The sequence below is a fragment of the Campylobacter sp. BCW_6871 genome, assembly GCF_001762325.1.
In the GTDB taxonomy this organism is placed as follows: Bacteria; Campylobacterota; Campylobacteria; order Campylobacterales; family Campylobacteraceae; genus Campylobacter_D; species Campylobacter_D jejuni.
Map to the genome: position 1 here is coordinate 20857 of NZ_MJWQ01000067.1, position 24404 is coordinate 45260.

Consider the following 24404-nt stretch of genomic DNA (forward strand, 5'->3'; position numbering starts at 1 on the left):
GCAAAACTTATTTTAGAATTTTCTTTACTTTCTTTATTAGCTTTTGCTTGTGAAAGTATAGAAGTATAGTTTGAGTTATCATTGATGCTAAAGATACTCATATTAATTCCTTAATTTAGATTTTTTTGCCTTCAACCTAAATATATTAAAATAATATAAGCAAGATCTGTTCCGTTTTGGGGTGAAAAGAAAATATTTATCACACCAAAGGTAAGGTAAAATAAAAATTCTTAGGATCACTTTGAAAACTTAACTCTCCCTTATGAGCGTTTATGATTTCTTTAGAAAGAGACAAGCCAAGCCCATTGCCTTTAAGTTTTGTTGTTTTAAAAGCTTCAAAAACCAATTTCTCATCTTTTATTTCACAACCATTATCATACACTCTGATGCATATTTTTTCATTATCACAACTTGCTAAAATTTTAATCATAGGCTTTTCACATTCGCTTTCTTCTATCGCATCAATAGCATTATAAATCAAATTTTGCAAAACCAAACCAAGAAGAGCTTTATCAGCACAAATCTGCTTATCCAAAAAAGATATTTCAAAGTCTATTTGAGAAGTAAAATTATAAGAGTTAATGGCACTTTCACACTCTTCTTTTAACTCTAAAAGATTAAAATTTAAAGCACTGATGTGCACACCCTTAGTAAAAAGTAAAGTTGAATTTACGATACGCTCTACTCTAGCAATAGCCTTTTGGATTTCAAGAACTATATGCTTATTTTTAAGCTCACTACGAGCAAAAAGGGTTGAAGCAAGTAAAGATATAGATCCAATAGGATTTCTTATCTCATGTGCCAAATGAGCCGCCACACTGCCCATGCTTGCAAGCCTTTCATTGCGTTTTTCATCGCTAATATCTATAGCTGAAACTATAGTTTTTTCATTATGTGCTATGATTTTTACCGCATAAAACCTACCTTCAAATTCAAGCTCATCACGAATTTTATCCAGACTAATGATACTAAGTAATTTTGGATTTTTCAAGGCTTCTTGATTTTGTAAAATAATATTTTTTTCTTTATCTAAAATCCAAAGTGCACTAGGCAACACCTCTATAATCTCATCAACCATTGCGCGTAAGGAATTATAGTTTTCATTTAAAGTTTTGTATTCATTTTCTATTACATAAGTTTGTTCTATAAGACTTTCTAAGCCTTTTTGTAGGGTTTCTTTTTCATTTGAGTCTAAACTTTTTAAAATACTTTCATTCATTTATCATTCCTCTAATAAAATCTTAAAATCATTCAAATCAAGTAAAAGCAAATTCTGTTCACATATTTTATCAAATTCCTTGCTAAAACCATTTTTTGAGATTATAATGTAATAATTTGGAGCCAAATTTAAAGACTTTGCTTTTGATTTTAAAAGATTTAAAATATTTTTACAAATTTTTTTATTTTTAAATTTAACTTCTCCGACAAAACATAAATTTTCATCTTGATAATAAAGATCAAGTTCTAAATTCTTATCCCAGTAACTTTGCACTCCATTGATATTGAATTTTTTCTCAAGCAATTCTCTAGAAAGTTGTTCAAAACAAAAACTTTGATAAAGTTCAAATTTTTCTTTAATGCATTCTAAAACTTCTTTATAACGATTTTGCAAAATAAGCTTTTCATTGGGCTTTAAAAAATAAAAAAAGAAACGAATAAAATGGTTGCTAAATATAATCTTATCTTGGACAACATAAGATCTTAGTTCTTTTTTGATTTTTTGTCTTTTATCTTTTATTTTTTTAGCTTCCTTACTATACTCAAGTTTTATTATACCTGTTTCTAAAAGATATTTAAGTGTAGATAAAGCTTTAAAATGCTGAATTTTTCTATTGATAGAAAAACGCTTGCGATTGTTTTTAGCTAGTAAAGTAAGAGCGTAAGAACTTGTTTCATCCAAGGCGAAATAACTTTTAATTTTTAGATAATCATCAAGCAAAATTTGCTCTATATTTGCAAATACATCATCTTCAAAATTTAAAATGTTTAATTTTTCAAAACCTTCAAACACACTATAAAAATCAAAAAGCTTGCTTAAAGACAAATTCTTATGCAAATCTACAAAGTTCTTAAATTTTATATTTTTCCTTTTATAAAGCATTTTTATAGTATAATTTTAACAAATTTTTATAAGGATTGTATTTGCAAATTTCAGATTTAAAAAAAGAATTGATCTTAAAAAAAGGTATTTTGCATTTTGACTTCACAGCAAGTGCTTTAGCTCTAAAATGTGTAGAAAAAGAAATTTCAAAAATTCTTCCAACCTATGCAAACACACATTCTGATAGCTCTTTGAATTCTTTTAAAACTCAACAAATTTACGAACAAGCAAGAAAAGATATAAAAAAAAGTTTATCATTAGATGAAAATTTTGCCCTTATAGCCTGCGGAACAGGATCAAGCAGTGCTATTAAAAAATTTCAAGAATTGATCGGCATTTACATTCCTCCTCTTGTAAAAGAAAGATATTTTACGCAAATTGATAAAAATACCTTACCTTTAGTTATCGTAGGGCCTTATGAGCATCATTCTAATGAACTTTCATTTCGAGAAGGCTTGTGTGAATGCATTAGAATTCCCTTAGATAAAAATGGAGAAATTGATTTTGATTTTCTAGAAAAAACTTTACAAAAAAACAAAAAAAGAAAAATAATCGCTAGCTTTTCTTTGGCTTCAAATGTTACTGGGATATTAAGTGATTATAAACGCATTTCTGAAATGGTTCGTAAATTTAAAGGGATAGTTGCTTTTGATGCATCTAGTTTCATTCCCTATAAAAACATATCTTGCCAATACTATGATGCGTTGTTTATAAGTTCTCATAAATTAATCGGTGGTATTGGTGGTTCTGGACTTTTAGCCATCAAAAAAGATCTTTGTGGAAACAAGCCTAGCTTTGCAGCAGGTGGAACTGTGGGCTATGTTTCTCGCACTTCACAATGCTACCTTTGCAATGAAGAAGCTTTAGAAGAAGGAGGAACACCTGGAATTTTACAACTCATTCGCGCTAGCTTAGCTTTTAAAATCAAAGATTCTATAGGGATTAAAAATATAGAAAAAAAAGAAGAAATTCTAAAAGATTATTTTTTTGAAAAACTAAAAACTATACCTAATTTAATTTTATATGCAAAGAATTTAAAAACCCGATTGCCTATTTTTGCTTTCAATATCAAAGGAATTTCTCCTTTTGATATCGCTTACGAACTTAGTAAAAAATACCACATAGAAACACGCGCTGGATGTGCTTGTGCTGGGCCTTATGGTCATGATTTGCTAGGCTTAAAAGATAATCAAAAACTTAAAACAAAACCAGGCTGGTTAAGAATAAGTTTGCATTATACGCATGAAAAAGAGGATATTGATTATTTTTTTAATGCTTTAAATAAAACTATAATAAAATTATCACATTAAAATATTATAGTTTTATTATTATATATAAAAATTCTATCTTCAAAAGCCAAATCAAGTGCTTTTGAAAGAACATCTTTTTCTATATTTCTACCTGTTTGCTGCATATCTTGCCAAGTAAATTCATGGTTTACAGGCGAAACAGCTTGAGTGATAATAGGACCTTCATCAAGATTATTATTTACAAAATGTGCCGTAGCTCCAATTATTTTAACCCCTCTTTCAAAGGCTTGTTTATAAGGATTTGCTCCTATAAATGCAGGCAAGAAAGAATGGTGAATATTTATAATCCTACCTTCAAAATGCTTAACAAAATCAGGAGATAAAATTCGCATATATTTTGCCAAAACCAAATAATCAAATTTATATTGTTCAAGACATTTTAAAATCTGATTTTCTTGCTCTTTACGATCTAAATTTTCAGCACTGATAAAATGATAAGGAATTTCAAATTTCTCAACTAAATCCTTTAAAGAGTTGTGATTTGAAATTACAGCTTTGATATTTGCCTCAAGTTCGTTACTATAATGCTTTATTAGCAAATCTCCCAAACAATGACTTTCTTTAGTAGCAAAAACAACAATATCTTTTTTTCTCTTCTCGCAAAGCTCTATCAAGGCTTCTTGTCCAAGCATAGCCTCAAGCGTTCCTATAAAAGCTTCTTTATCAAATTCACCTTCTAAAAGAGCACGAAAAAAAAACATTCCTTCGCCTACAAATTCATCGTTTTTTACTATATTGATATGATATTTAAAAATAACATCAGAAATTCTATAGATTAAACCTTTTTGATCTTTGGTACAAATTTTTAATACAGAAATCATTTAGCTAAACCTTTTATATATTCTTTTAATTCATTCTCTCTTGCTTCTTGAAGCTTTAAACCAAGAATTTTACCACAAAATCCAGCATTTATGAAATCTTTTGCTAAAATTTTACTTTCAAACTTATTCTCATAAAGCCCTAATCTTTTAGCTTGTTCAATACGCTTTTTACTCCAAAGTCCAAGCCATTCCTTCAAAGGCATTTCAAAAGCAATTTTTGCTAGTTCAAAATCACTTATATCATCAAGATAAAAAGCTTGATTTGCGTATTTTAGGTATTCTTTTTTAAGTTTAGTTCTTTTAAAAAATATATCTTTTTCTAAATTAAAAAAATTCAAATACAAATACAAGAATAAAGCATCACTTTTTACAAATTCTCTACTTTGTCTGAGTAAATTTTGAAATTCCAAACTCTTAAAAACACTCTCAAAGCCAAAAATCTGTTTCTCTAAGCCAAGTTCTTGTAAATATCTATAGCCGACATCAAGTCTAGGGCTTTTAAAGAATTTATAAAGCTCTGCATTGATCCTATCTTTGCTAAGATCAGTAATATCCATACTTTGCATCAATTTCAAGCTTTCGCTAGTTATCTTAAAGTTAAACCTTGAAGCAAATACTACCGCTCTTAATACTCTTAAACTATCCTCTTGAAAGCTTTGTTTATCAATATGCCTTAAAAAGCCTACTCCTAGATCTTTTAATCCTCCATAAAAATCTAAAAACTCATCGTTAAAAAGATTAATCATCATAGAATTTATGGTAAAATCGCGTCTTTTGGCGCCAAGTTTTTCATCATTGCAAATTTGAACTTCAAAACCTTTATGTCCATAGCTTATTTTATTTTCGGTTCTAGCAAGAGCTAAATCATAATTTTTAAACTTATATACAAAAAAACTTTTTCCAAAGCCTTGTGCGCCCAATTTTTGCATAATCTTTTCAAAATCTTTAGATTTTATATCATAAAGCTCTATATCATAGTCGCAAATTTTTAAACCTAAAAACAAATCCCTAACGCTACCTCCAACCAAATACGCTCGTTTAGTATAAGGCTTTAAAAACTCAGCGATAAACTGTAAATCGGGATTATTTTTTAAGCTTATCTTCGATATTTGCAAGCAAAAACTCTAAAAAATTTATGGTCAAGTTTAATCTATTTTCAAGATCATCTTTTTTTATACTATTTAAACCTTCAAAAAGAACTAAAATTCTCTCTCTAAGATGTTTTAAAAAAATATCCTCATTAAGCGTTTGAACCTCTGTCATAACACTGGGATTTAAAATTTCACTTTGTAAAAAAGGCTCTTCTTTTTTAAACTCTTTATTTTCCTGAGTAGAAATTTCAATATTATTTTGTATTTTTTGCTCTTCTTCAAATTTTGCCATAGAAATTTTATCTTCTAAGTCTTGCGGAGTATCAAGTTCTTCGCATACAAACTCCATAGGTGGTAATTCATCTTTTATTTCAGTTTTTCTGCTTAATTCTTGTTCTTTTAAAATTTCATTTTGTCTTCTTTGCTCTTCCATGATAGAGCTAACTTCGCTAATGGTTTTTTTAGCTAAATCTTCCAAATTCATATTTTTATCAACCACCTTTTAAATTCATTAATTTCTTCATCGCTTTTCATATTAATAAAAAAATCCAACATTTGAGTGTTTAAATCTTTATGCTTGGATCTAAAACCACTAAGACGACGAACCGCATCGATAGCGTTTTGGTTATCTGGATCTTCTTTTAAGATATTTTTATAAATTTCTAAAGCTTCGTCTTTTAACCCTTGAGCCTCATAGATAGAAGCTTCAGTGACTGTATTTTTCATCACTGTTTCCTAAAATTTTTCTTTAATTCTAGCAAAAAGCTTTTTAATTTATCTTTAAGAAAATAATATGATTTTTAATGTCTATTTTGTTTTAAATAATTTTTCTATATATTCTTTTTTTTCTTTCTCTAAACTAGAATTTAATTCTTTTTGTTCTTTTTTAACTTGCACTTTTAAATCTTGATTTTTAAAATACACATAATCAATTCCAAAAATAACACCAATTATAATAAGCAATGGGATTAAAAATACCATCTTTACACTTTAAGAAAATTGATTAAATACACTACCATAGTAGCGAACATTCTCAGCATTTTCATTTTTTTCTATCGTTTCTATTGCGCCACTATTGATTGCTTTTTGGATATCATCATTTAAATCTTGATAAGAAAAAACCATATTAATACTGATAATATTTGGCAATTTCTCAAGCATTTTATAAGAGTTTAATTCATCTTCTAAATTTTCACTTTCAATCACAACTATAATCTTTTCATTTTCACAAAGTTCTACAGAACAAAAAGGAATTTCAGATATAGCCTTTTTTAAATCATTTATATATTCTTCTTTTGCTAAAATCAAAACACTAGAAAGATTATTCATCAATACTCCTAAACATTATACTATCACCAAAGCCTGAAACAATAAAATCTTTATTGTTTAAAAAAATAATAAACTCACTCATCAAATTTTCATTATTAAAAGTTTTAACAGGCTTAAAATCACTTGTGCTAAAAACTTCACTAACTCCAGCTTCATTATCGCTATAAACAGCGAATTCTCCATTAGGACTTAAAGCGCAAGTATATATCAAAAAATCTTTTTGCAAAAAATTTTGCTCTTCATTTTTTACAACTCCTATACGCCTATCCGTTCCACAACTTAAAATAATATTATTTTTAAAATCTACTTGATAGATATTATCTTTATGCATTTTATCATAGTTTTTTAACATCTTCCAATTTTTCAAATCAAAAAGTTCTACTTCACCACTCTCAAAACCTGCAACCAGCATACTCTTATCTTCATTTAAAACTGCATCATTAAGACTAGAATGAGAAAAATTAAATTTTTTTATATTTTTTAAACTTTTATCAATCAATTCTATTTCAGAACCAATAGAAATCAAAAGATAAGTGTTTTCATTGATAAAAAATGCTTTTATTATGCTATTTTCTTCGAGCTTTTTGATTTGTAAATTTTCCTTATAAAAACTTAAATTTTTAGCACCAAAATCACCCTCGCTAAGTATTAAAAGTGTATGTTTAAAAATATCAATGTTGTAAATTTTAGCAAAATCATCACCATAATAATTTTTAATCTTTGGCAAAGATAAAAGTTCTTTTAAACTTTTATCTTTAATGTTATATTGTAAAATTTCACCTTTATCAGTGCCTATATATAAGTTTTGCTTATCTAGTTTTAAAGCTGTTATATTGGCATTTAATTTCAGCTCATAAGCATAAGATAAAACACAAAAAAGACTCAAAATAAAAAGAAATTTTTTCATTTATTTACTTTACACCCTCATTAATCACATCAATTAAATTTGAACGACTTTTTAATTGTTCATTTTTAAATTCAGGTTTAAAGCTATTTCCCACTAAAGGTTTTGCATCGCTTTGTGGAACATGACACTGAGTACAATTAAAACGACTATCGCTAATCATATCTCCTGTGGTTTTGTTGTGTCTAAAATCATAATAATGACTAGCAGGAAGTGGAGTTGCACCAGCATCTGCTGCTATAGCCTTATCATGGCAGCTTAAGCACATATTGTTATCTTTAGTTATAGGTAACAAATCTTCAATAGCATGCGGAATTAATGGTGGTGCATTTTCATAAGAACGCTCAAAACGAGTAGATTCCCCAGGCTGTAAAGTTGTGAAATTTGCCTCCACTAAATTTACTTTATTTTCATTTTCTAAACTTGCTTTTCTAAGTCCAATTTGTTCTGAACTTACCCCACTATTCATTGCGCAAGCGGCAAAAAATACCACTGCAGCACTTCCTAATAAAACCAATTTCTTCTTCATTATTTATTCCTTAAATCAAAAATATTAAAATTCAAAGCATCATCATTGCAAACTTCTATACATCTTGCACACCTTATACACTCTCCTGATTTCACGCTAGCACTTTCTTTTCCAACCATCCACAAAACCTGTTTTTCAGGACAAATACGGATACATTCATAACATTTAGTGCATTTATCACTATCATGCTTTATTTTAAGCAAAGCAAAACGAGAAATAAAAGCATAAAAAGCTCCTAGTGGACAAAAATGTGAACAAATTGCCCTAGGGCTTAAAAAAGTATCGATACAAAAAAGTATAAAGGCTACAAAAATCCAAGAACTTGTAGCAAAAATAATCCCTCTATGTATCATTCCTATATAAGAAAAACTTTCAAACACAGGTAATGAAAATACAAAAGAAAGGATTAAAACCAAGACTAATACAAAATAGCGTAAATTTTTAGGCAAAATTAAAAATTTATTATTAAGGGTTAATTTATTTCGCACAAAAGCAGCAAAATCTGTGATTAAATTAACAGGACAAACCCAAGAGCAAAAAACCCTTCCTAAAAGCAAACCATAGATAAAAAATATAATCAAAGCTCCTATTAAAGCCATTAAATCTATACTCCAGCTTGCTAAAATGATTTGCAAAACCGCAAAAGGATCGCTTAAAGGTATGGTATTAAAAAGTCTAGAAGAACTTAAATTTCCCTGCAAGATAAAATCTGTAGCTTTAAAACTAAAAAGCGCTAAAATTCCAAGCTGAACGATGCGTCTAGCAATTAAATACTTCATCACAGTTCTCCATCATTTAAATAATTGGTTGCTTTTTTAGCATTAAAATGTTTTGAAGTATCTGCATTTTTTATACGACCTTCATCTTTTTCATCCCAGCCTTTTACATAATGAGATCCTGCTTTTCCCAATACATACTCCCTTGGTAAAACACGAATGGCCGGTTTTTCAGTAATACAAGCAAGTTCACAAAGCCCACAACCTACACACACTTCATGATCCACACTAGGTAGTAAAAAAGCATGTTTGGCGGTGCGTTCATTGCGTTTAAGCTCAAGTTTTAAAGCCCTATCTATCAAAGGACAAGCTCTATAACAAGCATCGCATTGAATTCCCCAGTGTGCCACACAAGAAGCACTATCAACAATAGCAATACCCATTTTCAAGGATTCTATACCCTGCTCTAAATGCTTTTTATCTAAAGCATCAGTTGGACATTCTCTAATGCAAGGAATATCCTTACAAAGATAACAAGGAATTTCTCTTGCTCTAAAAAAAGGCGTGCCATTTTTTGGACTATCTAACAAGCTAGCGAGCTTTAAAGTATTATAAGGACAGGCTTTTACACAAAGCCCACAACGAATACATTTGCTTAAAAATCTAGCTTCATCTTCAGCCCCAGGAGGACGCAAGGCATAATTATCATCGGCTTTTAAAGTCAAATTAACCAAAAATCCACCTCCTGTACATAAACATGCAGCCTTAAAGGCGCTAACGAAAAATTCTCTTCTACCTTTCATTTAATCAAAACCCTAAATTAAGCCTTATAAATTTTTACAGCACATTTTTTAAAGTCAGTTTGTTTTGAAAGCGGACAAGTCGCATCCAAAGTAACTTTATTGATATATACATTCTCATCAAACCACGGCACATACACAAGTCCTACAGGCGGTTTGTTTCTTCCACGCATATCTACTCTTGCTTTTACTTTACCACGACGAGATTCCACCCAAACCAAATCACCTTGATTTAAGCCTAATTTCTCTCCATCTTTCTCACTCATATAGCAAAGCGCTTCAGGGACAGCACGGTAAAGCTCAGGCACACGCATAGTCATAGTTCCACTATGCCAATGCTCTAAAACCCTTCCTGTTGCAAGCCAGAATGGATACTCTTTACTTGGTCTTTCAGGTGCTTTCATAAATGGCCTAAAGAAAATTTTAGCCTTATTTTTAATACTGTGCTCTTTTTCATCTTTAGGAGCTATTAAATCTCCATTTGTAAGCATTTTGTTAAAATCACCATAAAAAGCAAAATCTGAATTTGGAGCCGCTTTTTTAGCATAATAATCAAATTTAGTATTAAATCTCCACTGTGTTTCCTTGCCATTAACCACAGGCCATCTTAAACCCCTTACTTTATGATAGGTATCAAAATCCGCTAAATCATGGCCGTGTCCTAAGCCAAATTTACGATATTCTTCCCAAAGGTATTTTTGAACGAAAAAGCCATAGCCTGTAAATTCTTTTCCATCACTGCCTTGAATTTTTCTCTCATCGCCTTTAACATCAGTATTATCAAAGCCTTTTGCGATAGCATCGTTTGGATTAAAGCTTTTTGCTTCTTTATTGGCAAATAGTACATCAAAAAGTGTATCATCTTCACTATAACCCATAGCTTTTGCCTCTTCTAAAACACTTGGCAAGGTAAGCTTATTATCCACTTTTTGCTCTTTCCAAACTTCTTTAAGCTTAAAGCGTTTTGCAAATTCTAAAATTTGCCAAGTATCACTCATGGCAGCACCTACAGGTAAGACTTGTTGTTTCCAATGTTGAGTTCTTCTTTCAGCATTACCATAAGCACCCCATTTTTCATAAATCATAGCACTTGGTAAAATAAGATCAGCTACTTTTGCTGAAATTCCAGGATAACAATCACTTACAACAATAAAATTATCCATTTCTCTTGCTGCTGCGATCCAGTGATTTGCATTTGCAGTGTTTTGCCATGGATTATTCACTTGCACCCATGCAAATTTAATTTTTCCATCTTCTAAATCTCTCATGATATTAAGATAAGGAGAACCTGGTTTTGGGTTGATGGTCTTTGCAGGAACTTTCCAAATTTTTTCAGAAATTTCTCTGTGTTTTGGATTTGCCACAACCATATCCGCAGGCAAACGATGGGAGAAAGTCCCTACTTCCCTAGCCGTTCCGCAAGCACTTGGCTGTCCTGTTAAAGAAAAGGCTCCACTACCTGGTTTAGCTTGCTTTCCTAGTAAAAAATGCACCATATAAGCTTGTTCATTTACCCAAGAACCTCTTGTATGTTGATTAAAGCCCATAGTCCAAAAACTTACGACTTTGCGATTTTTCTCTATGTAAAGATTAGCTAATTCTTGAAGTTTTTTCTTAAAATCTTCCAAAGACTCATTATCATCACCTTTGGCTACCTTTGCAGTGTATTCCAAAGTATAAGGGGCTAAACCTTTTTTAAATTCTTCAAAAGAAATTTCCCAGTTTTTATCAGCCACACCTTGATGTTTCATTTCAAATTTATCACCCGCTTTAACGCCAAGATAAGATAAAGAAGTAGCCTCTTCATCGTCTAAAGTGATTACATTTTCTTTTTCAACTGTATCTTTTTCACTTTCTTTAAATTTTGGATGATTTGGATTATTTCTCATACCATAACCAATATCAGCATAACCAGTTGCAAATACGCAGTGTTCTTTGATAAATTTCGTATCCATAGCCTCTGGATGATTATAAACAATCTCTCTTGCTATGTAGTTCCAAATAGCCAAATCTGTATTTGGTTTAAAAATAATTTCAATATCAGCAATATTTGAAGTACGGTTAGAAAAAGTGCTTAGATTAACAACTTTGACCTTATCAAGATTACTTAGTTTTCTATCACTTACTCTTGACCAAAGGATTGGGTGCATTTCAGCCATATTAGCTCCCCAAGTGATGATAGTATCTGTAAGTTCTATATCATCATAACAGCCTGATGGCTCATCTACACCAAAAGTTTGCATAAAACCAACCACTGCAGAGGCCATACAATGTCTTGCATTTGGATCGATATTGTTTGTTCTAAAACCCGCTTTTGCAAGTTTTAAAGCAGCATAACCTTCTTGGATAGTGTATTGCCCACTACCAAAAATCCCTATACCTGTAACGCCGAGTTCATTGTAGGCTTTTTTAAATTGTTTTTCCATTTCATCAAAAGCTCTTTGCCAAGAAACCTGTTGAAATTTGCCTTTTTTATCAAATTCGCCTTTTTCATTCATGCGAAGCAAAGGCATAACAAGGCGATCTTCACCATACATGATTTTAGCATTAAAATAACCTTTGATACAATTAAGTCCGCGATTTACGGGTGCTGCAGGATCACCTTTTGTTGCTACGATTTTGCCATCTTTTCTGGCTATCATAATTCCACAGCCAGTTCCACAAAATCTACAAACAGCCTTATCCCATTTCCAATCTTCTTCTTGCGCGCCAAGCATAGAGCTTGGAACACTGAGTCCTGCAACACTAGCAGCACTTGCAATAGCGGTATTTTTAATAAAATCCCTTCTATTCATCCTTATTCCTCCAAAATAAAAAAATCATCTTATTATAAAAAATGGAGTATAAAAATCTCTTGAAATTTTAATAAAAATAATAATTTTAAAGCTCTATTTTATAGGAGTTTTATTGTCCTTTTTATATTATTCTTACACAAAATAAATATTAAAAATAATCAACTTAAAATAATAAAAAAATGAAGATGTAAAAATTAAGCCCTAAGAATGGGCTTAATCAAAATTAATGGCAACCACAACCACCGCAGCAGCTAGAACCACCAAAAAATGCATCAAGTTTTGCAATATCTGGCATTTCTGTGATTTCATTTACAAGTTCTTTATATACCACTTTACCCTCTTTAATCACAAATACGGCACGAGCTAAAAGCCCTTCTAAAGCACCTTCATTTATCAAAACACCATATTTTTCACCAAATTCTTTTGCCACAAAATCACTTGCAACACTTAAATTTTCAATACCTTCTGTACTGCAAAATCTTCCCATAGCAAAAGGCAAGTCCATACTTACTATAATCACTTCAGCACCATTGTAGCTGGCTACTTTTTTATTAAATTCTCTAGCTTCTGTAGCACAAACTGGTGTATCTAAGCTTGGAACACTTAAAATGATTTGAGTTTTACCCGCTGCACCGATTTCAATCACGCTTAAATCTTTAGCTTTAAGATTTACCTTAGGAGCATCTGCTCCAACTTCTACTGAATTTCCTTTAAGTTTTACAGAATTTCCTTTAAAATTTACTGTACTCATTTAATTTCCTTTTTTGATATTTTAAACATTATTGCAATTAATGTTTTAGGAGCGATTATATCCTATAAACATTAATTATTTTTAATTTCACTGAAAATTATTTTACTTCTTTCCAAGTATATTTTTTCCACACTTTTTGAGCTTCTTTACTCTTAATAAAATCGACAAATTCTAAAGCTTTTTTATTTTCTAAACCTTTTTTTGTAGGAGCTATTTCAGCTGCACGATAAATCACTGCATTTTTATCTTTGATAAATAAAGCTTTATCATCGCCTAAAGCCTTTGCCCAATGAGACCAAATGATTAAAGCATCAATATTTGGATTGTTATTCCACTCATCTACAGCAGCTTTGGAATTTTTAGCATAAATTTTTATATTTTTACGTAATTTTACCAAATTTTCTCTTTTTACACTTTTTAAAGCCATATCTTCATAAAGTCCAACTTGTCCTGCACCATCAACCACCATAACATTTACGCCATCTTTTAAAATGTCTTCAAAATTTTTAATATTTTTTGGATTATTTGGACGCACGATAATGCCTGATGGACGCATATTTAAAACGCTTAAATTTTCTAAACTTAAACTTGGAATTTTTTAGCAAAATCATCCATCATTGAAGTATTGCCTGAAAAAATCAAATCTGCATTTTCTTTTGCTTTATCTATCCAAGCTGGAGTTGGACCTGCGGTTACAATCACCTTTTCTTTTGTTTTTTCTTCAAATTTTAAAGCAAGCTCTTTTAGTACAGGAGCAGGACCACCTGGACCATAAACTAAAATTTCAGCATTTAAAAAACTTGCTGCTACTAAACTTAAAAAATTAATATTTTTTTCATAAAATAAACCTTTCTTTAATAATATAACTTACTTGAAAGAAAATTCTATCAATCTATAGTTAACTCTCCCTTGCAAAGCCCTGCTTCTATAAGAAAACGAGAAGGAGTAAAAGAAGTTTTTTTGTTTTTATCATATTTAGCATAACTTAAATAAAGTATATTTTTTGCCCTAGTTACCGCAACATAAAAAAGTCTTCTTTCTTCTTCTAAGCTTCCACCCATTCCCATAAGCTTTTGATTAGGAAAGCGACCTTGCGCAAGATCAATCACAAAAACAAGATCAAATTCCAAGCCCTTACTTGCATGCACGCTAAGCAAATTAACTCCTTTGCCACTACTCATTTCGCTTGCACCTAAAGTTAGAAAATTATAATACTTGTAAATATCGCTATAATTTTTTGTAAGCTCTTTTAAAACATTGAATTTTGTTTCTATTTTTTCTAAATTTTCACTCTTTCTTAATAAATCCACCTGCCCTGCTTTATTTGTCGCTCTTTTGGTTGCAAGTTCTTCGCAAATTTCTCTATAAAAAGAATTTTCACAAATTAAATTTACCAAAGTCAAAGAATGTTTTATTTCCATAGCTTTTTTTAAAAAAAGATAGATTTTTTCCAAATTTCTAGCGCACAAATCATTGATTTTTGAAAGTCTTAAAATAGGATGTGCATCAAATTCACTCTCAAATTTAAAACGAGTTTCGCTGGCTAATTCTTCCAAATCTGCAAAAAGCCCAAGTTGATAATTTCTTTTTTGATGATTTTGCAAATTTACATTTTTATCAGGATCTAAAAAACCTTTTATTAAATTTCCATGCCCTAATTTTAAAAGTGCGTCAAAAATTTCTTTTGCTAAAACTCCACCCACACCTTTGGTATATTGAACCAAATGAATAAAAGCCATGATATCTTTAGGATTTACCACAAGCGCAAGCATGGAGCTAAAAGCTTTAACTTCCAAACTTTCAAAAAAACTTCCACTTCCCTTTCTCACACTTGCAATGCCCTGCTCCCTTAAAGCTACTTCAACCCCATCAGCACTTGAGTTGTTGCGAAAAATCACGGCAATTTCTTCCAAACTTACTCCGCTTGTAAGTATCATTTTGGCTATATTTTGATACTGATCAAATAATTCTTCAAAAGTAAGCAAAGATGGGGCTTTAAACTCATCATTTCTTGTAACAATAAGTTCTTTTGGATATAATCTTTCGTTATTTAAAATCACTTTATTAGCCAAAGCTAAAATACTTCTTGATGAACGGTAGTTTTTATTTAAAGAAAAAATTTTTGCATCTTTAAAACGATCTTTAAACCCACCTATGATATTAATATCCGCTCCATTAAAAGCATAAATACTTTGATCATAATCCCCTACGCAAAACAAACTTTTACTATGAAAAGCCTCTATTAAGGAACTTTGCAAAGTATTTGTGTCTTGATATTCATCCACTAAAATTTCATCAAATTCATATTTTTCTTCTTTTAAAAGCTCTTTTAGATTGATAAGTAAGTCATTAAAATCTACATAATTAAAACGCTTTTTTTCATTATCATATTCTTTTAAAATATCTTCATAAATTTCAGCATAAATACTTTGTTCTTCATAGTTTTGACAAAACCAAGTATAAAAATCTTGATTGTGTGCTTTGTTTTGAAACAAAGAATAAAGATCATATAAATAACTTGATTGATAAGGTTTTATATCACTTAAATGCCTAAAGGTTCTTTTTTCATAGACACTTTTAAGTAGAGTTTTTAACTCGCTTGCTTGCTTTAAAATTATATTTTTATCCGCATTTCTAAGTAAGGTATAAGCCGTACTATGAAAAGTTCCTGCAAGTATTTTACTGGTAATATTTTTATCAAAAAATTTCCCTAAACGCCCTATCATTTCTTTACTGGCTTTATTTGTGAAAGTCAAAAGCATAATTTTTTGAGGTGCCACTCCCTTGCTTAAAAGATAAGAAATTCTTGCAACAATAGTAGAAGTTTTTCCCGTCCCTGCACTTGCAATAACAAGATTGTGTCCAAAATCAGCAGTAGCAGCAAGATATTGTTCATTATTTAATTTTGAAAGTGGCATTATTTTCCTTATAAAAGTTAAAATTATAAAAAAAAATTACTTAAAAATATAAAAATTTAAAATTACTTTATATTAGATTATAGTACAATGCTAAAATTATTTAACTTTCTGTTTTTAAGGGATAGCAAATGAATTTGAAAATTTTTTCTATTATTGTTGGCATATTAATTGCTATTATTGTGATATTAGGTGGAACCTATTATTATCTTTTTGAATATTCAAAACCAAAGAATTACACCTTAAACACCAACACTTACACCGAGCAAAAATCGTATACTAATAACTACGATAATTCCTATTCGCCCTCGATCCAAACCAACAATAGTTCATCAGATATAAATATTAATAACAATACTATCCAAAAGCAAGAAACAAACCCATTAGATGAAAATCAAAGCTTAAATAACAATACATTTAATACGCCAATAAGCGAAAACAATCAAAGCTTAAATAATGACACCAATACAAGTAATAATATTAATACAAATGAAAATAAGCAAATTTTAGATACGGATAAAGAAAAATTAAAACAAGAAAATAAACAAGCCAAAATAGAAGCTCTTAAAAAAGAAATCAGCAAACAACAAAAGATCTTAGAAAGAGAGAGAGCCGTAAAAAAAGAACTTCAATCAAACAAGTCAAACAAAAATAAATATCTAAATACCGCTAGAGAGTATCTAAGCATAGGAAAAAACAGTCGTTTAGAACCTGAACTTAGTACAGAAAATATGAAAGTTTATATTTTAGATGGAAAATTTTTAAGCCAATATAGAATCAATCTGTTAAAAGATATGCTAAGCGTTATACAAGATAATGCAAAAGATTATTATCTAAGTATTTTTGTTAAAATGCTACCAAAAGGGGAAATGAAATTAACTATCTATAACAAAGAAATTATCTTTTCAGATATGAAAAAAGCTTATAAATATATTAGCTTAGATAGATTAAGCCCATATTTAAACAATCCAAAAGAATTAAATGAACATGTAGCACGTGAAGAAATTTTAGAAAGACTTAAACTTCAAATTAAAAAAGATGGCAAAGGAAGTGATTTTTCTAAACATATCAAAAGTTTGAAAACTGGACTTAATACAGCACAATATTTCTTCCCGTTTTGTGAAATTATAGAAATTAGCTCTATTAAATAAGCTAAAACAATAAAGGCAAATAATGTATGATAAAAATTTAGAAAAAGAGTATTATCAAATTTGCGAAGAACGCGGATATTTTGAGATCGATGGCAATAAAACCATACAAGAAAAAGATAAAAATTTCTGCATTATGATGCCTCCTCCTAATGTCACTGGAGTTTTACACATAGGACATGCTTTAACTTTTACTCTACAAGACATTATGACGCGTTACAAAAGAATGGATGGCTATAAGGTTCTTTATCAACCAGGGCTTGATCACGCAGGTATTGCTACTCAAAATGTTGTAGAAAAACAACTTCTTGCTCAAGGCATTAAAAAAGAAGAACTAGGTAGAGAAAAATTTATAGAAAAAGTCTGGGAGTGGAAAGAGCAAAGCGGTGGAAAAATTTTAGACCAAATGAGAACACTAGGCATCACTCCTGCATGGAGTCGCTTGCGTTTTACTATGGATGAAGGTTTGGTTAATGCCGTAAAAAAAGCCTTTGTAGAACTTTATGATAAAAGACTTATTGTACGTGGAAACTACATGATAAATTGGTGTACTCACGATGGCGCTTTAAGTGATATAGAAGTTGAATACAAAGAAAACAAAGGAAAACTTTATCATATTAAATACTTTTTAAAAGATAGCGATGAATTTTTAGTAGTAGCCACAACGCGTCCTGAAACTTTTTTTGGCGATACTGCAGTTATGGTACATCCTGACGATGAACGCTATACTAAATTTGTGGGCAAAGAAGTGATTTTGCCTATAAGTAAAAAAGCCATTAAAATTATAGCTGATGAGCATGTAGAAAAAGAATTTGGAACAGGAGTTGTAAAAGTTACTCCCGCTCATGACATGAACGATTATGAAGTAGGACTTAGACATAATTTAGAATTTATAAGCGTTTTTAATGAAAAAGGAATTTTAAACGAACATTGTTTAGAGTTTCAAGGTTTAGAACGCTTAGAAGCAAGAGAAAAAATCGTAGCCAAACTTGAAAGTCTTGGCTTTATAGAAAAAACAGAAGAACATAATAATCAGGTAGGATATTGTTATCGTTGCAACAATGTAGTTGAACCTTATATCTCCAAGCAATGGTTTGTAAAAAAAGAAATCGCCCAAGAAAGTATAGAAAAAGTTGCACTTGGCGAAAGCAAATTTTATCCAAATCACTGGATAAATAGCTTTAATGCTTGGATGAAAGATTTAAGAGATTGGTGTATTTCAAGACAACTTTGGTGGGGGCATCAAATTCCTGTGTATTATTGCGAATGCTCTCATGAATGGGCAAGCCAACATACGCCTAAAACTTGTCCAAAATGTCAAAGTCAAAATTTCAAACAAGATGAAGATGTACTTGATACTTGGTTTTCTTCAGGACTTTGGGCTATGAGTACTCTAGGCTGGGGGAATGAAAATTGGGGTAAAGATAAAATTTGGTCTGAAAAGGATTTAAAAGATTTTTATCCCAATTCTTTACTCATTACAGGTTTTGATATTTTATTTTTCTGGGTGGCTAGAATGATGTTTCAAAGCACTAATGCCTTACATCAACTTCCTTTTAAAGATATTTATTTACACGCTCTTGTGAAAGATGAGCAAGGTAGAAAAATGAGTAAAAGTCTTGGAAATGTCATCGATCCAAATGAAAGTATTAAAGAATATAGTGCCGATATTTTACGCTTTACTTTAGCACTTCTTGCTATACAAGGACGCGATATTAAACTTAGCAATGATAAACTTTTACAAGTTAGAAATTTTACAAATAAAATTTATAATGCTACAAATTATCTGCTTTTAAATGAAAGTAAATTTGAAGATTTGGAAAATATCACACTTCATTCAGAATTAGCAAAATATATTTATGCCAAATTTCAAACTTGTGTTAAGGATGTAAGAGAAAATTTAGACAATTATCGCTTTAATGATGCAGCCAATACTCTATATAAATTCTTTTGGGATGATTTTTGCGATTGGGGTATAGAGCTTAGCAAAGCAGAAAAATCAAGCGTTAAAGAACTTGGTAGTATTTTCAAAGAAGCTTTAAAGCTCTTAAATCCTTTTATGCCTTTTATCAGTGAATATTTATATCATAAACTAAGCGATACAGAACTTAAAACAAGCCCTTCTATTATGATAAGCAAATATCCAAAATTTAAAGAACAAGATAAAAATATAGAAAAAATCTTTTCTTTACTTATAGAAAGCATAGTTGGTATCCGCCGTGCTAAAAGTTTAATCGATCTTGGAAATTCTAAAATAGAAAAAGCTTATATCAAATTTAACGATAAAAAAATCAAAAATGAAATCAAAGCTTATATGAATTTTATCATGATGCTCGCAAAGTGCGAGCAAATAGAATTTAGTGAAGAAAAATTACCAAAGGCAATATGTGATGTTAGCGAGAATTTAGAAATTTTCATTACGCTTGAAAATGTTGATTTAAGTGGTATTTTAACAAGACTTGAAAATCAAAAAAATAAGCTTGAAAAAGAAAGCTTCAAGCTTAACTCCATGCTTTCAAATGAAAAATTCACTGCTAACGCACCTAAAGAGGTGGTGGAGCAAAATAAAGAAGCTCTAGAAAATTTAAAAATTCAGCTTGAAAAAATATCAGTTGAACTTCAAAATCTAAGAGGTTGAAAATTTGATAAAAATAAAAAATTTAAAAAAATATTATGGCAAGGAACTCGTGATAAACGATGTTTCTTTGGAGATTAAAAAGGGTGAAATTTACGCCATAGTAGGTCATAGTGGAGCTGGAAAATCCACTCTTTTAAGATGTATTAATGGACTTGAGAATTATCAAGAAGGAAGCTTAAAAGTCTTTGATCAAGAAATTAAAGATTTAAGTCAAAAAAAATCAAAAGAGCTAAGAGTGCTTAGAAAAGATATAGGGATGATTTTTCAAAATTTTGCCCTAATGGAGCGCAAAAATGTATTTGAAAATGTTGCTATGCCTTTAAGAACACACTATACTCAGTGTAAATTTCATGCCAAGCTTTTTAATAAAGAATACATGAGTGAAAAAGAAATTGCCCAAAAAGTCAATTCTTTGCTTGAAATCGTAGGACTTGATCATAAAAACAAATCCTACCCAAGAGAACTAAGTGGGGGGCAAAAACAACGCGTTGCTATTGCTAGAGCCTTAGCTTTAAACCCAAAAATTTTACTTAGTGATGAAGCTACTTCGGCTCTTGATCCAAACACTACAAAAAATATTTTAGAGCTTATATCTAAAATCAATACTGAATTTGGGATTACTGTTGTTTTAGTAACTCACGAAATGGATGTGGTAAAAGACATAGCTCAAAAAGCTTTATTGCTTGAACATGGACAAATCATAGGAAGTGGAGCAATTGATGAGCTTTTTTTAAAGCCTAATGCCAAAATGAAAGAATTTTTAGGAGAAAGTGATTTTTTGCCTAAACACGGACTTAATATCAAACTTTACTTTCCAAAAGAAGTTGCCCAAAATAGCGTCATCACTCATATGGCAAGAACTCTAAATATAGACTTTAACATAGTTTGGGGTAAAATAGAAAAACTTAATGGAAAAGCCTTAGGAAATTTAGTTATAAATATAAATGAAAAGGATAAAGACAAGGTTCTTGATTACATAGAAAAAAGTGGAGTATTATGGGAGGTGGCATCATGAATGAAGAAAACATCTCTATCATCAGTGCTTTTTTTGGTAGAATTTCTCAATTTTTTAATGAATTTTCTTGGCAGGATATTAAAGAAGTGAGTTTAAGTTCTATCACAAGTTTCAGTGAAAATTATGAGAACATTTTAAAACCTGCACTTAATGAAACAATTTATATGAGTTTAATGGCTGTACTATTTGGATTTTTATTGGCTATTATTCCTGGAATTTTACTTGCTATTTGGGATAAAAACGGAATTAAAGAAAATAAAATCGCTTATAGCATTTTAGATTTTATTACAAATATACTGCGTGCCTTTCCATTTTTAATTCTTATAGTTGTTCTTTTACCACTTTCTAAAATCATAGTAGGCACCAGCATAGGTACAAATGCCGCCATAGTTCCATTAGCTATCGGAATAGCTCCTTATTTGGCAAAGATGCTTGAAAGTGCTTTTAAAGAAATAGACAAAGGAATCATAGAAGCAGCAAAAAGTTATGGCGCTAGCAATATTCAAATTATCTTCAAGGTTATCTTTAGTGAGGCTCTTCCTGCTATAATTAGCGGAATTACTCTAACTTTAATCTTTACCATTGGTTTTTCTGCTCTTGCTGGAACTGTCGGTGGTGGAGGTTTGGGAGATGTCGCTATTCGCTATGGTTATGAAAGATTTAACAAAGAAGTTATGATTCAAACTGTAGTTATTTTACTTATATTAGTTCAGTTAGTTCAAATTCTAGGTAATTTATTTTATACTTGGGCTAAAAATAGTAAAACTACATATATCATTGCCACTCTATTGATTTTACTTGGAGTTAGTATAGTTATCAATATAAACAATGATGAAAATTTCTTTTGGCAAGCAATTATTTTTATCTTATTTTTAGGAAGTTTGCTTTATAAAGGTTTCAAAAAATAAGGAGATTATATCTCCTTTTAAGATAAATATAAGTTTTTTTAAGTAAAATTTAAAAAAAATTAAAGGAATTAAAATGATGTATCAGATGCGTTAATCTGACTATCAACAAGTTTTTATATGCTTCTTCCTGATAGTCAGAGTGAATTTATTAAGATTAAAGCAAGCACAAAATGACTAAAAAGGAAAAAAATGAAAATCAAATCTTTATTTATAGCAAGTATTTTAACATTAAGTCTTAATGCAAATGCATTAGAAACCATCACAGTTGCAGCAACTCCCGTCCCTCATGCTGAAATCCTAGAACAAGTAAAACCTGATTTAGAAAAACAAGGCTATAAACTTGAAATCAAAGAATTTACGGATTATGTTTTACCTAATCTAGCTGTTGATAACGGAGAAGCCGATGCAAATTTTTTCCAACATACTCCTTATTTGGAAGAATTTAATAAAAACAAAGGCACCAAACTTATCAAAGTAGCTGCCATACACATAGAACCTATGGCTGTTTACTCCAAAAAATACAAAAGTCTAGATGATATTAAAGAAGGGGTTAAAATCGCCATTCCAAATGATCCAACCAATGAAAGTAGAGCTTTAGATATTATTGCAAAAAAAGGTTTGGTAAAATTTAAAGATAAGGCTTTAAAAACACCTCTTGATATTATAGACAATCCTAAAAAAATTAAATTTGTAGAATTAAAGCCCGCACAACTTCCAAGAGCTTTGGATGATGTTGATTTTGCTGTAATTAATTCCAACTACGCTCTCTCTGCAAATCTAAATCCTGCAAAAGATAGCGTATTTATCGAAGATAAAGAAAGCCCGTATGCAAACATTCTTGTTGTAAGAGTGGGACATGAAAACGATCCAAAAATCAAAGCCTTAATCCAAGCTCTACAAAGTGATAAAATCAAACAATTTATCATAGAAAAATACAACGGATCTGTTTTACCTGCTTTTTAATTTTGTCCCTTACCTAGGGACTTTTTTTTAAATACAAAGGAGTTTTTATGAATTTATTTAAAATTATTATACTCGCTTGCATTCTAAATTTATCTAGCCTATTTGCACAAAACATTACTATAGGAGCCACTCCAAATCCTTTTGGTAGCTTACTAGAACTAATGAAAGATGATTTTAAAAACAAAGGGTATGAGCTTAAAATAGTAGAATTTTCAGACTATATTTTGCCCAATCGTGCATTAGAGGAAAAAGAACTTGATGCAAATTTATATCAACACAAACCTTTTTTAGAAGAATACAACCTAAAAAAAAGTTCAAATTTAATTGCAACAACGCCTGTACTTATAGCTCCAGTAGGAGTTTATAGTAAAAAAATCAAAAATTTAGAAAATCTTAAAGAAGATGCTAGAGTTGCTATACCTAATGATGCGACCAATGAAAGCAGAGCTTTAGAGCTTTTAGAGAAAGCAAAATTAATAGAGCTTAACAAAAATACTCTAAAAACCCCATTGGACATAAACAAAAATCCAAAAAAACTTAAATTTATAGAACTTAAAGCCGCACAACTTCCAAGAGCTTTAGATGATGTTGATATTGCTATAATTAATTCTAATTTCGCACTTGGAGCCGGTCTGAATCCAAGTAAAGATACTATTTTTAGGGAAGATAAAAATAGCCCTTATGTAAATTATGTTGTGGTACGCTCAGAAGATAAAAATAGCGAAAAAACCAAAGTAATTGATGAAATTTTAAGAAGCGATAAATTTAAAGCCATCATTAATGAACATTATAAAGATATATTAATCCCAGCTTTTTAGGAGTATAGCATGAATATTAAAAAAATATTTTTAAGTGTTTTATTTACAATTAGCCTTAGTTTTGGGGCAGATAAAACCATAATCATAGGTGCAACACCAACGCCTTATGCTGAAATTTTAAATTTCTCTAAACCCTTATTTCAAGAAAAAGGTTGGAGGTTGATAGTTAAGGAATTTAATGACTATAATATACCTAATATCGCTTTAAATGAGAAAGATTTAGATGCAAATTTATATCAGCATAAACCTTTTTTAGATGATTTTAATACCCACAAAGGAACAAATTTAAGTTCTTTAGGTGCTATTGTTTTAGTTCCTATGGCTATATATTCTAACTCCATAAAAGATATAAAAGACATTCCTAATGGTGCTAAAATCGCTATACCTAATGATGCTACCAATGAAAGCAGAGCCCTTGATTTACTAGCTAAAGCAAATTTAATAGAATTTAAAAGTCAAAACACCCTTAAAACCCCTATTGACATAAGTAAAAATCCAAAAAAACTTAAATTTATAGAGCTTAAAGCCACACAACTTCCAAGAGCCCTAAATGATACTGATTTGGCTGTTATTACCACAAACTATGCTCTTGGAGCAGGTTTAAACCCTTTAAAAGATGGTATTTTTATAGAAGATAAAGATAGTTTATATGCTATTGTTTTAGCTGCAAGAAAAGGTGAAGAAACAAGTCAAAAAAGTCTTGTTATTAAAGAAATTTTAACAAGCGATAAAATTAAAAATTTTATCATAGAAAAATATAAAGGCTCTGTTATCCCTACTTTTTAACTCTATACAAAGCCTTCTAAAGGCTTTGTTAAACTTATAAAAGCTAAAATACTATTTATTGCATTA

General features: G+C 30.3%; 23 protein-coding genes and 1 pseudogene. 8 read left to right on the top strand and 16 right to left on the bottom strand.

All coding sequences use genetic code 11. The annotated features are described in order from the left end of the window. Positions 1-199: 199 nt before the first annotated feature. Together AJ930_RS08265 and AJ930_RS08270 are read right to left on the bottom strand one after the other, a co-directional pair. Positions 200-1219, bottom strand: a complete 1020-nt coding sequence (locus tag AJ930_RS08265; RefSeq protein ID WP_070275159.1) for a fla regulon two-component system sensor histidine kinase FlgS — start codon at positions 1217-1219, stop codon at positions 200-202. A 3-nt stretch (positions 1220-1222) separates the two neighbouring features. Continuing rightward, the gene (locus AJ930_RS08270; RefSeq protein WP_079396825.1) at positions 1223-2101 is read right to left on the bottom strand and encodes a DUF234 domain-containing protein; all 879 of its coding nucleotides are present in this window, start codon (positions 2099-2101) and stop codon (positions 1223-1225) included. Positions 2102-2136: 35 nt separating this feature from the next. Between AJ930_RS08270 and AJ930_RS08275 the strand changes: the two genes are divergently transcribed. Then, a complete protein-coding gene (locus tag AJ930_RS08275) occupies positions 2137-3411 on the top strand; it encodes an aminotransferase class V-fold PLP-dependent enzyme (protein WP_002860760.1) in 1275 nt (424 codons plus the stop codon). On the opposite strand, the gene purU is transcribed toward AJ930_RS08275, so the two are convergent. The 14 genes and pseudogenes from purU to AJ930_RS08345 form a co-directional block, all read right to left on the bottom strand. Beyond that, positions 3408-4232, bottom strand: a complete 825-nt coding sequence (gene purU, locus AJ930_RS08280; RefSeq protein ID WP_002861431.1) for a formyltetrahydrofolate deformylase — start codon at positions 4230-4232, stop codon at positions 3408-3410. The genes AJ930_RS08275 and purU overlap by 4 nt on opposite strands. Beyond that, positions 4229-5347, bottom strand: a complete 1119-nt coding sequence (locus AJ930_RS08285) for a CCA tRNA nucleotidyltransferase (RefSeq protein WP_070275160.1) — start codon at positions 5345-5347, stop codon at positions 4229-4231. The genes purU and AJ930_RS08285 overlap by 4 nt, the downstream gene beginning before the upstream one ends. Next, positions 5316-5807: an effector protein CiaD gene (gene ciaD, locus AJ930_RS08290; protein ID WP_044794316.1), complete on the bottom strand. Its 492-nt coding sequence runs from the start codon at positions 5805-5807 to the stop codon at positions 5316-5318. Before ciaD ends, AJ930_RS08285 begins: the two co-directional genes overlap by 32 nt. Then, a complete protein-coding gene (locus tag AJ930_RS08295; protein WP_002859818.1) occupies positions 5804-6052 on the bottom strand; it encodes a tetratricopeptide repeat protein in 249 nt (82 codons plus the stop codon). Before AJ930_RS08295 ends, ciaD begins: the two co-directional genes overlap by 4 nt. A gap of 78 nt (positions 6053-6130) precedes the next feature. Then, positions 6131-6304, bottom strand: coding sequence for a Sec-independent protein translocase subunit TatA2 (tatA2, locus tag AJ930_RS08300; RefSeq protein ID WP_002852615.1), 174 nt, complete (start codon positions 6302-6304; stop codon positions 6131-6133). Positions 6305-6313: 9 nt separating this feature from the next. Further along, positions 6314-6652, bottom strand: coding sequence for a chaperone NapD (locus AJ930_RS08305; protein WP_002852435.1), 339 nt, complete (start codon positions 6650-6652; stop codon positions 6314-6316). Then, positions 6645-7559: a WD40 repeat domain-containing protein gene (locus tag AJ930_RS08310; RefSeq protein ID WP_070275161.1), complete on the bottom strand. Its 915-nt coding sequence runs from the start codon at positions 7557-7559 to the stop codon at positions 6645-6647. Before AJ930_RS08310 ends, AJ930_RS08305 begins: the two co-directional genes overlap by 8 nt. A 4-nt stretch (positions 7560-7563) precedes the next feature. Further along, the gene (locus tag AJ930_RS08315; RefSeq protein ID WP_010891887.1) at positions 7564-8088 is read right to left on the bottom strand and encodes a nitrate reductase cytochrome c-type subunit; all 525 of its coding nucleotides are present in this window, start codon (positions 8086-8088) and stop codon (positions 7564-7566) included. After that, entirely contained in the window at positions 8085-8867 is a 783-nt protein-coding gene (napH, locus tag AJ930_RS08320) for a quinol dehydrogenase ferredoxin subunit NapH (protein WP_074469907.1), read from the bottom strand. Before napH ends, AJ930_RS08315 begins: the two co-directional genes overlap by 4 nt. Further along, on the bottom strand, positions 8864-9604 hold the full coding sequence (gene napG, locus AJ930_RS08325; RefSeq protein ID WP_070275162.1) for a ferredoxin-type protein NapG: 741 nt from the start codon (positions 9602-9604) through the stop codon (positions 8864-8866). The genes napH and napG overlap by 4 nt, the downstream gene beginning before the upstream one ends. A gap of 17 nt (positions 9605-9621) precedes the next feature. Then, positions 9622-12396, bottom strand: a complete 2775-nt coding sequence (napA, locus tag AJ930_RS08330) for a periplasmic nitrate reductase subunit alpha (RefSeq protein WP_070275163.1) — start codon at positions 12394-12396, stop codon at positions 9622-9624. 223 nt (positions 12397-12619) lie between these two features. After that, positions 12620-13147: a thiol peroxidase gene (gene tpx / locus AJ930_RS08335; RefSeq protein WP_070275164.1), complete on the bottom strand. Its 528-nt coding sequence runs from the start codon at positions 13145-13147 to the stop codon at positions 12620-12622. Between the two features lie 97 nt (positions 13148-13244). After that, a pseudogene (gene peb2, locus AJ930_RS08340) lies at positions 13245-14011 on the bottom strand (AcfC family adhesin PEB2). 23 nt (positions 14012-14034) lie between these two features. After that, positions 14035-16065, bottom strand: coding sequence for an ATP-dependent helicase (locus AJ930_RS08345; protein ID WP_070275165.1), 2031 nt, complete (start codon positions 16063-16065; stop codon positions 14035-14037). A gap of 128 nt (positions 16066-16193) precedes the next feature. On the opposite strand from AJ930_RS08345, the gene AJ930_RS08350 reads away from it, so the two are divergent. From AJ930_RS08350 to AJ930_RS08380, 7 genes are all read left to right on the top strand, one after another. After that, complete coding sequence (locus AJ930_RS08350; RefSeq protein WP_002861422.1) at positions 16194-17213, top strand: hypothetical protein; 1020 nt, start codon at positions 16194-16196, stop codon at positions 17211-17213. Between the two features lie 22 nt (positions 17214-17235). Next, complete coding sequence (locus AJ930_RS08355; protein WP_070275166.1) at positions 17236-19848, top strand: valine--tRNA ligase; 2613 nt, start codon at positions 17236-17238, stop codon at positions 19846-19848. Positions 19849-19852: 4 nt separating this feature from the next. Beyond that, positions 19853-20863 (top strand): methionine ABC transporter ATP-binding protein, encoded by a 1011-nt coding sequence (locus AJ930_RS08360; RefSeq protein WP_070275167.1) that lies wholly within the window; start codon positions 19853-19855, stop codon positions 20861-20863. Next, complete coding sequence (locus AJ930_RS08365) at positions 20860-21771, top strand: methionine ABC transporter permease (protein WP_044780307.1); 912 nt, start codon at positions 20860-20862, stop codon at positions 21769-21771. The genes AJ930_RS08360 and AJ930_RS08365 overlap by 4 nt, the downstream gene beginning before the upstream one ends. Before the next feature lie 189 nt (positions 21772-21960). Then, a complete protein-coding gene (locus AJ930_RS08370) occupies positions 21961-22734 on the top strand; it encodes a MetQ/NlpA family ABC transporter substrate-binding protein (protein WP_002872575.1) in 774 nt (257 codons plus the stop codon). Between the two features lie 47 nt (positions 22735-22781). Further along, the gene (locus tag AJ930_RS08375; protein ID WP_070275168.1) at positions 22782-23552 is read left to right on the top strand and encodes a MetQ/NlpA family ABC transporter substrate-binding protein; all 771 of its coding nucleotides are present in this window, start codon (positions 22782-22784) and stop codon (positions 23550-23552) included. A gap of 9 nt (positions 23553-23561) precedes the next feature. Continuing rightward, positions 23562-24338, top strand: a complete 777-nt coding sequence (locus AJ930_RS08380; protein ID WP_070275169.1) for a MetQ/NlpA family ABC transporter substrate-binding protein — start codon at positions 23562-23564, stop codon at positions 24336-24338. The last annotated feature ends 66 nt before the right edge of the window (positions 24339-24404 follow it).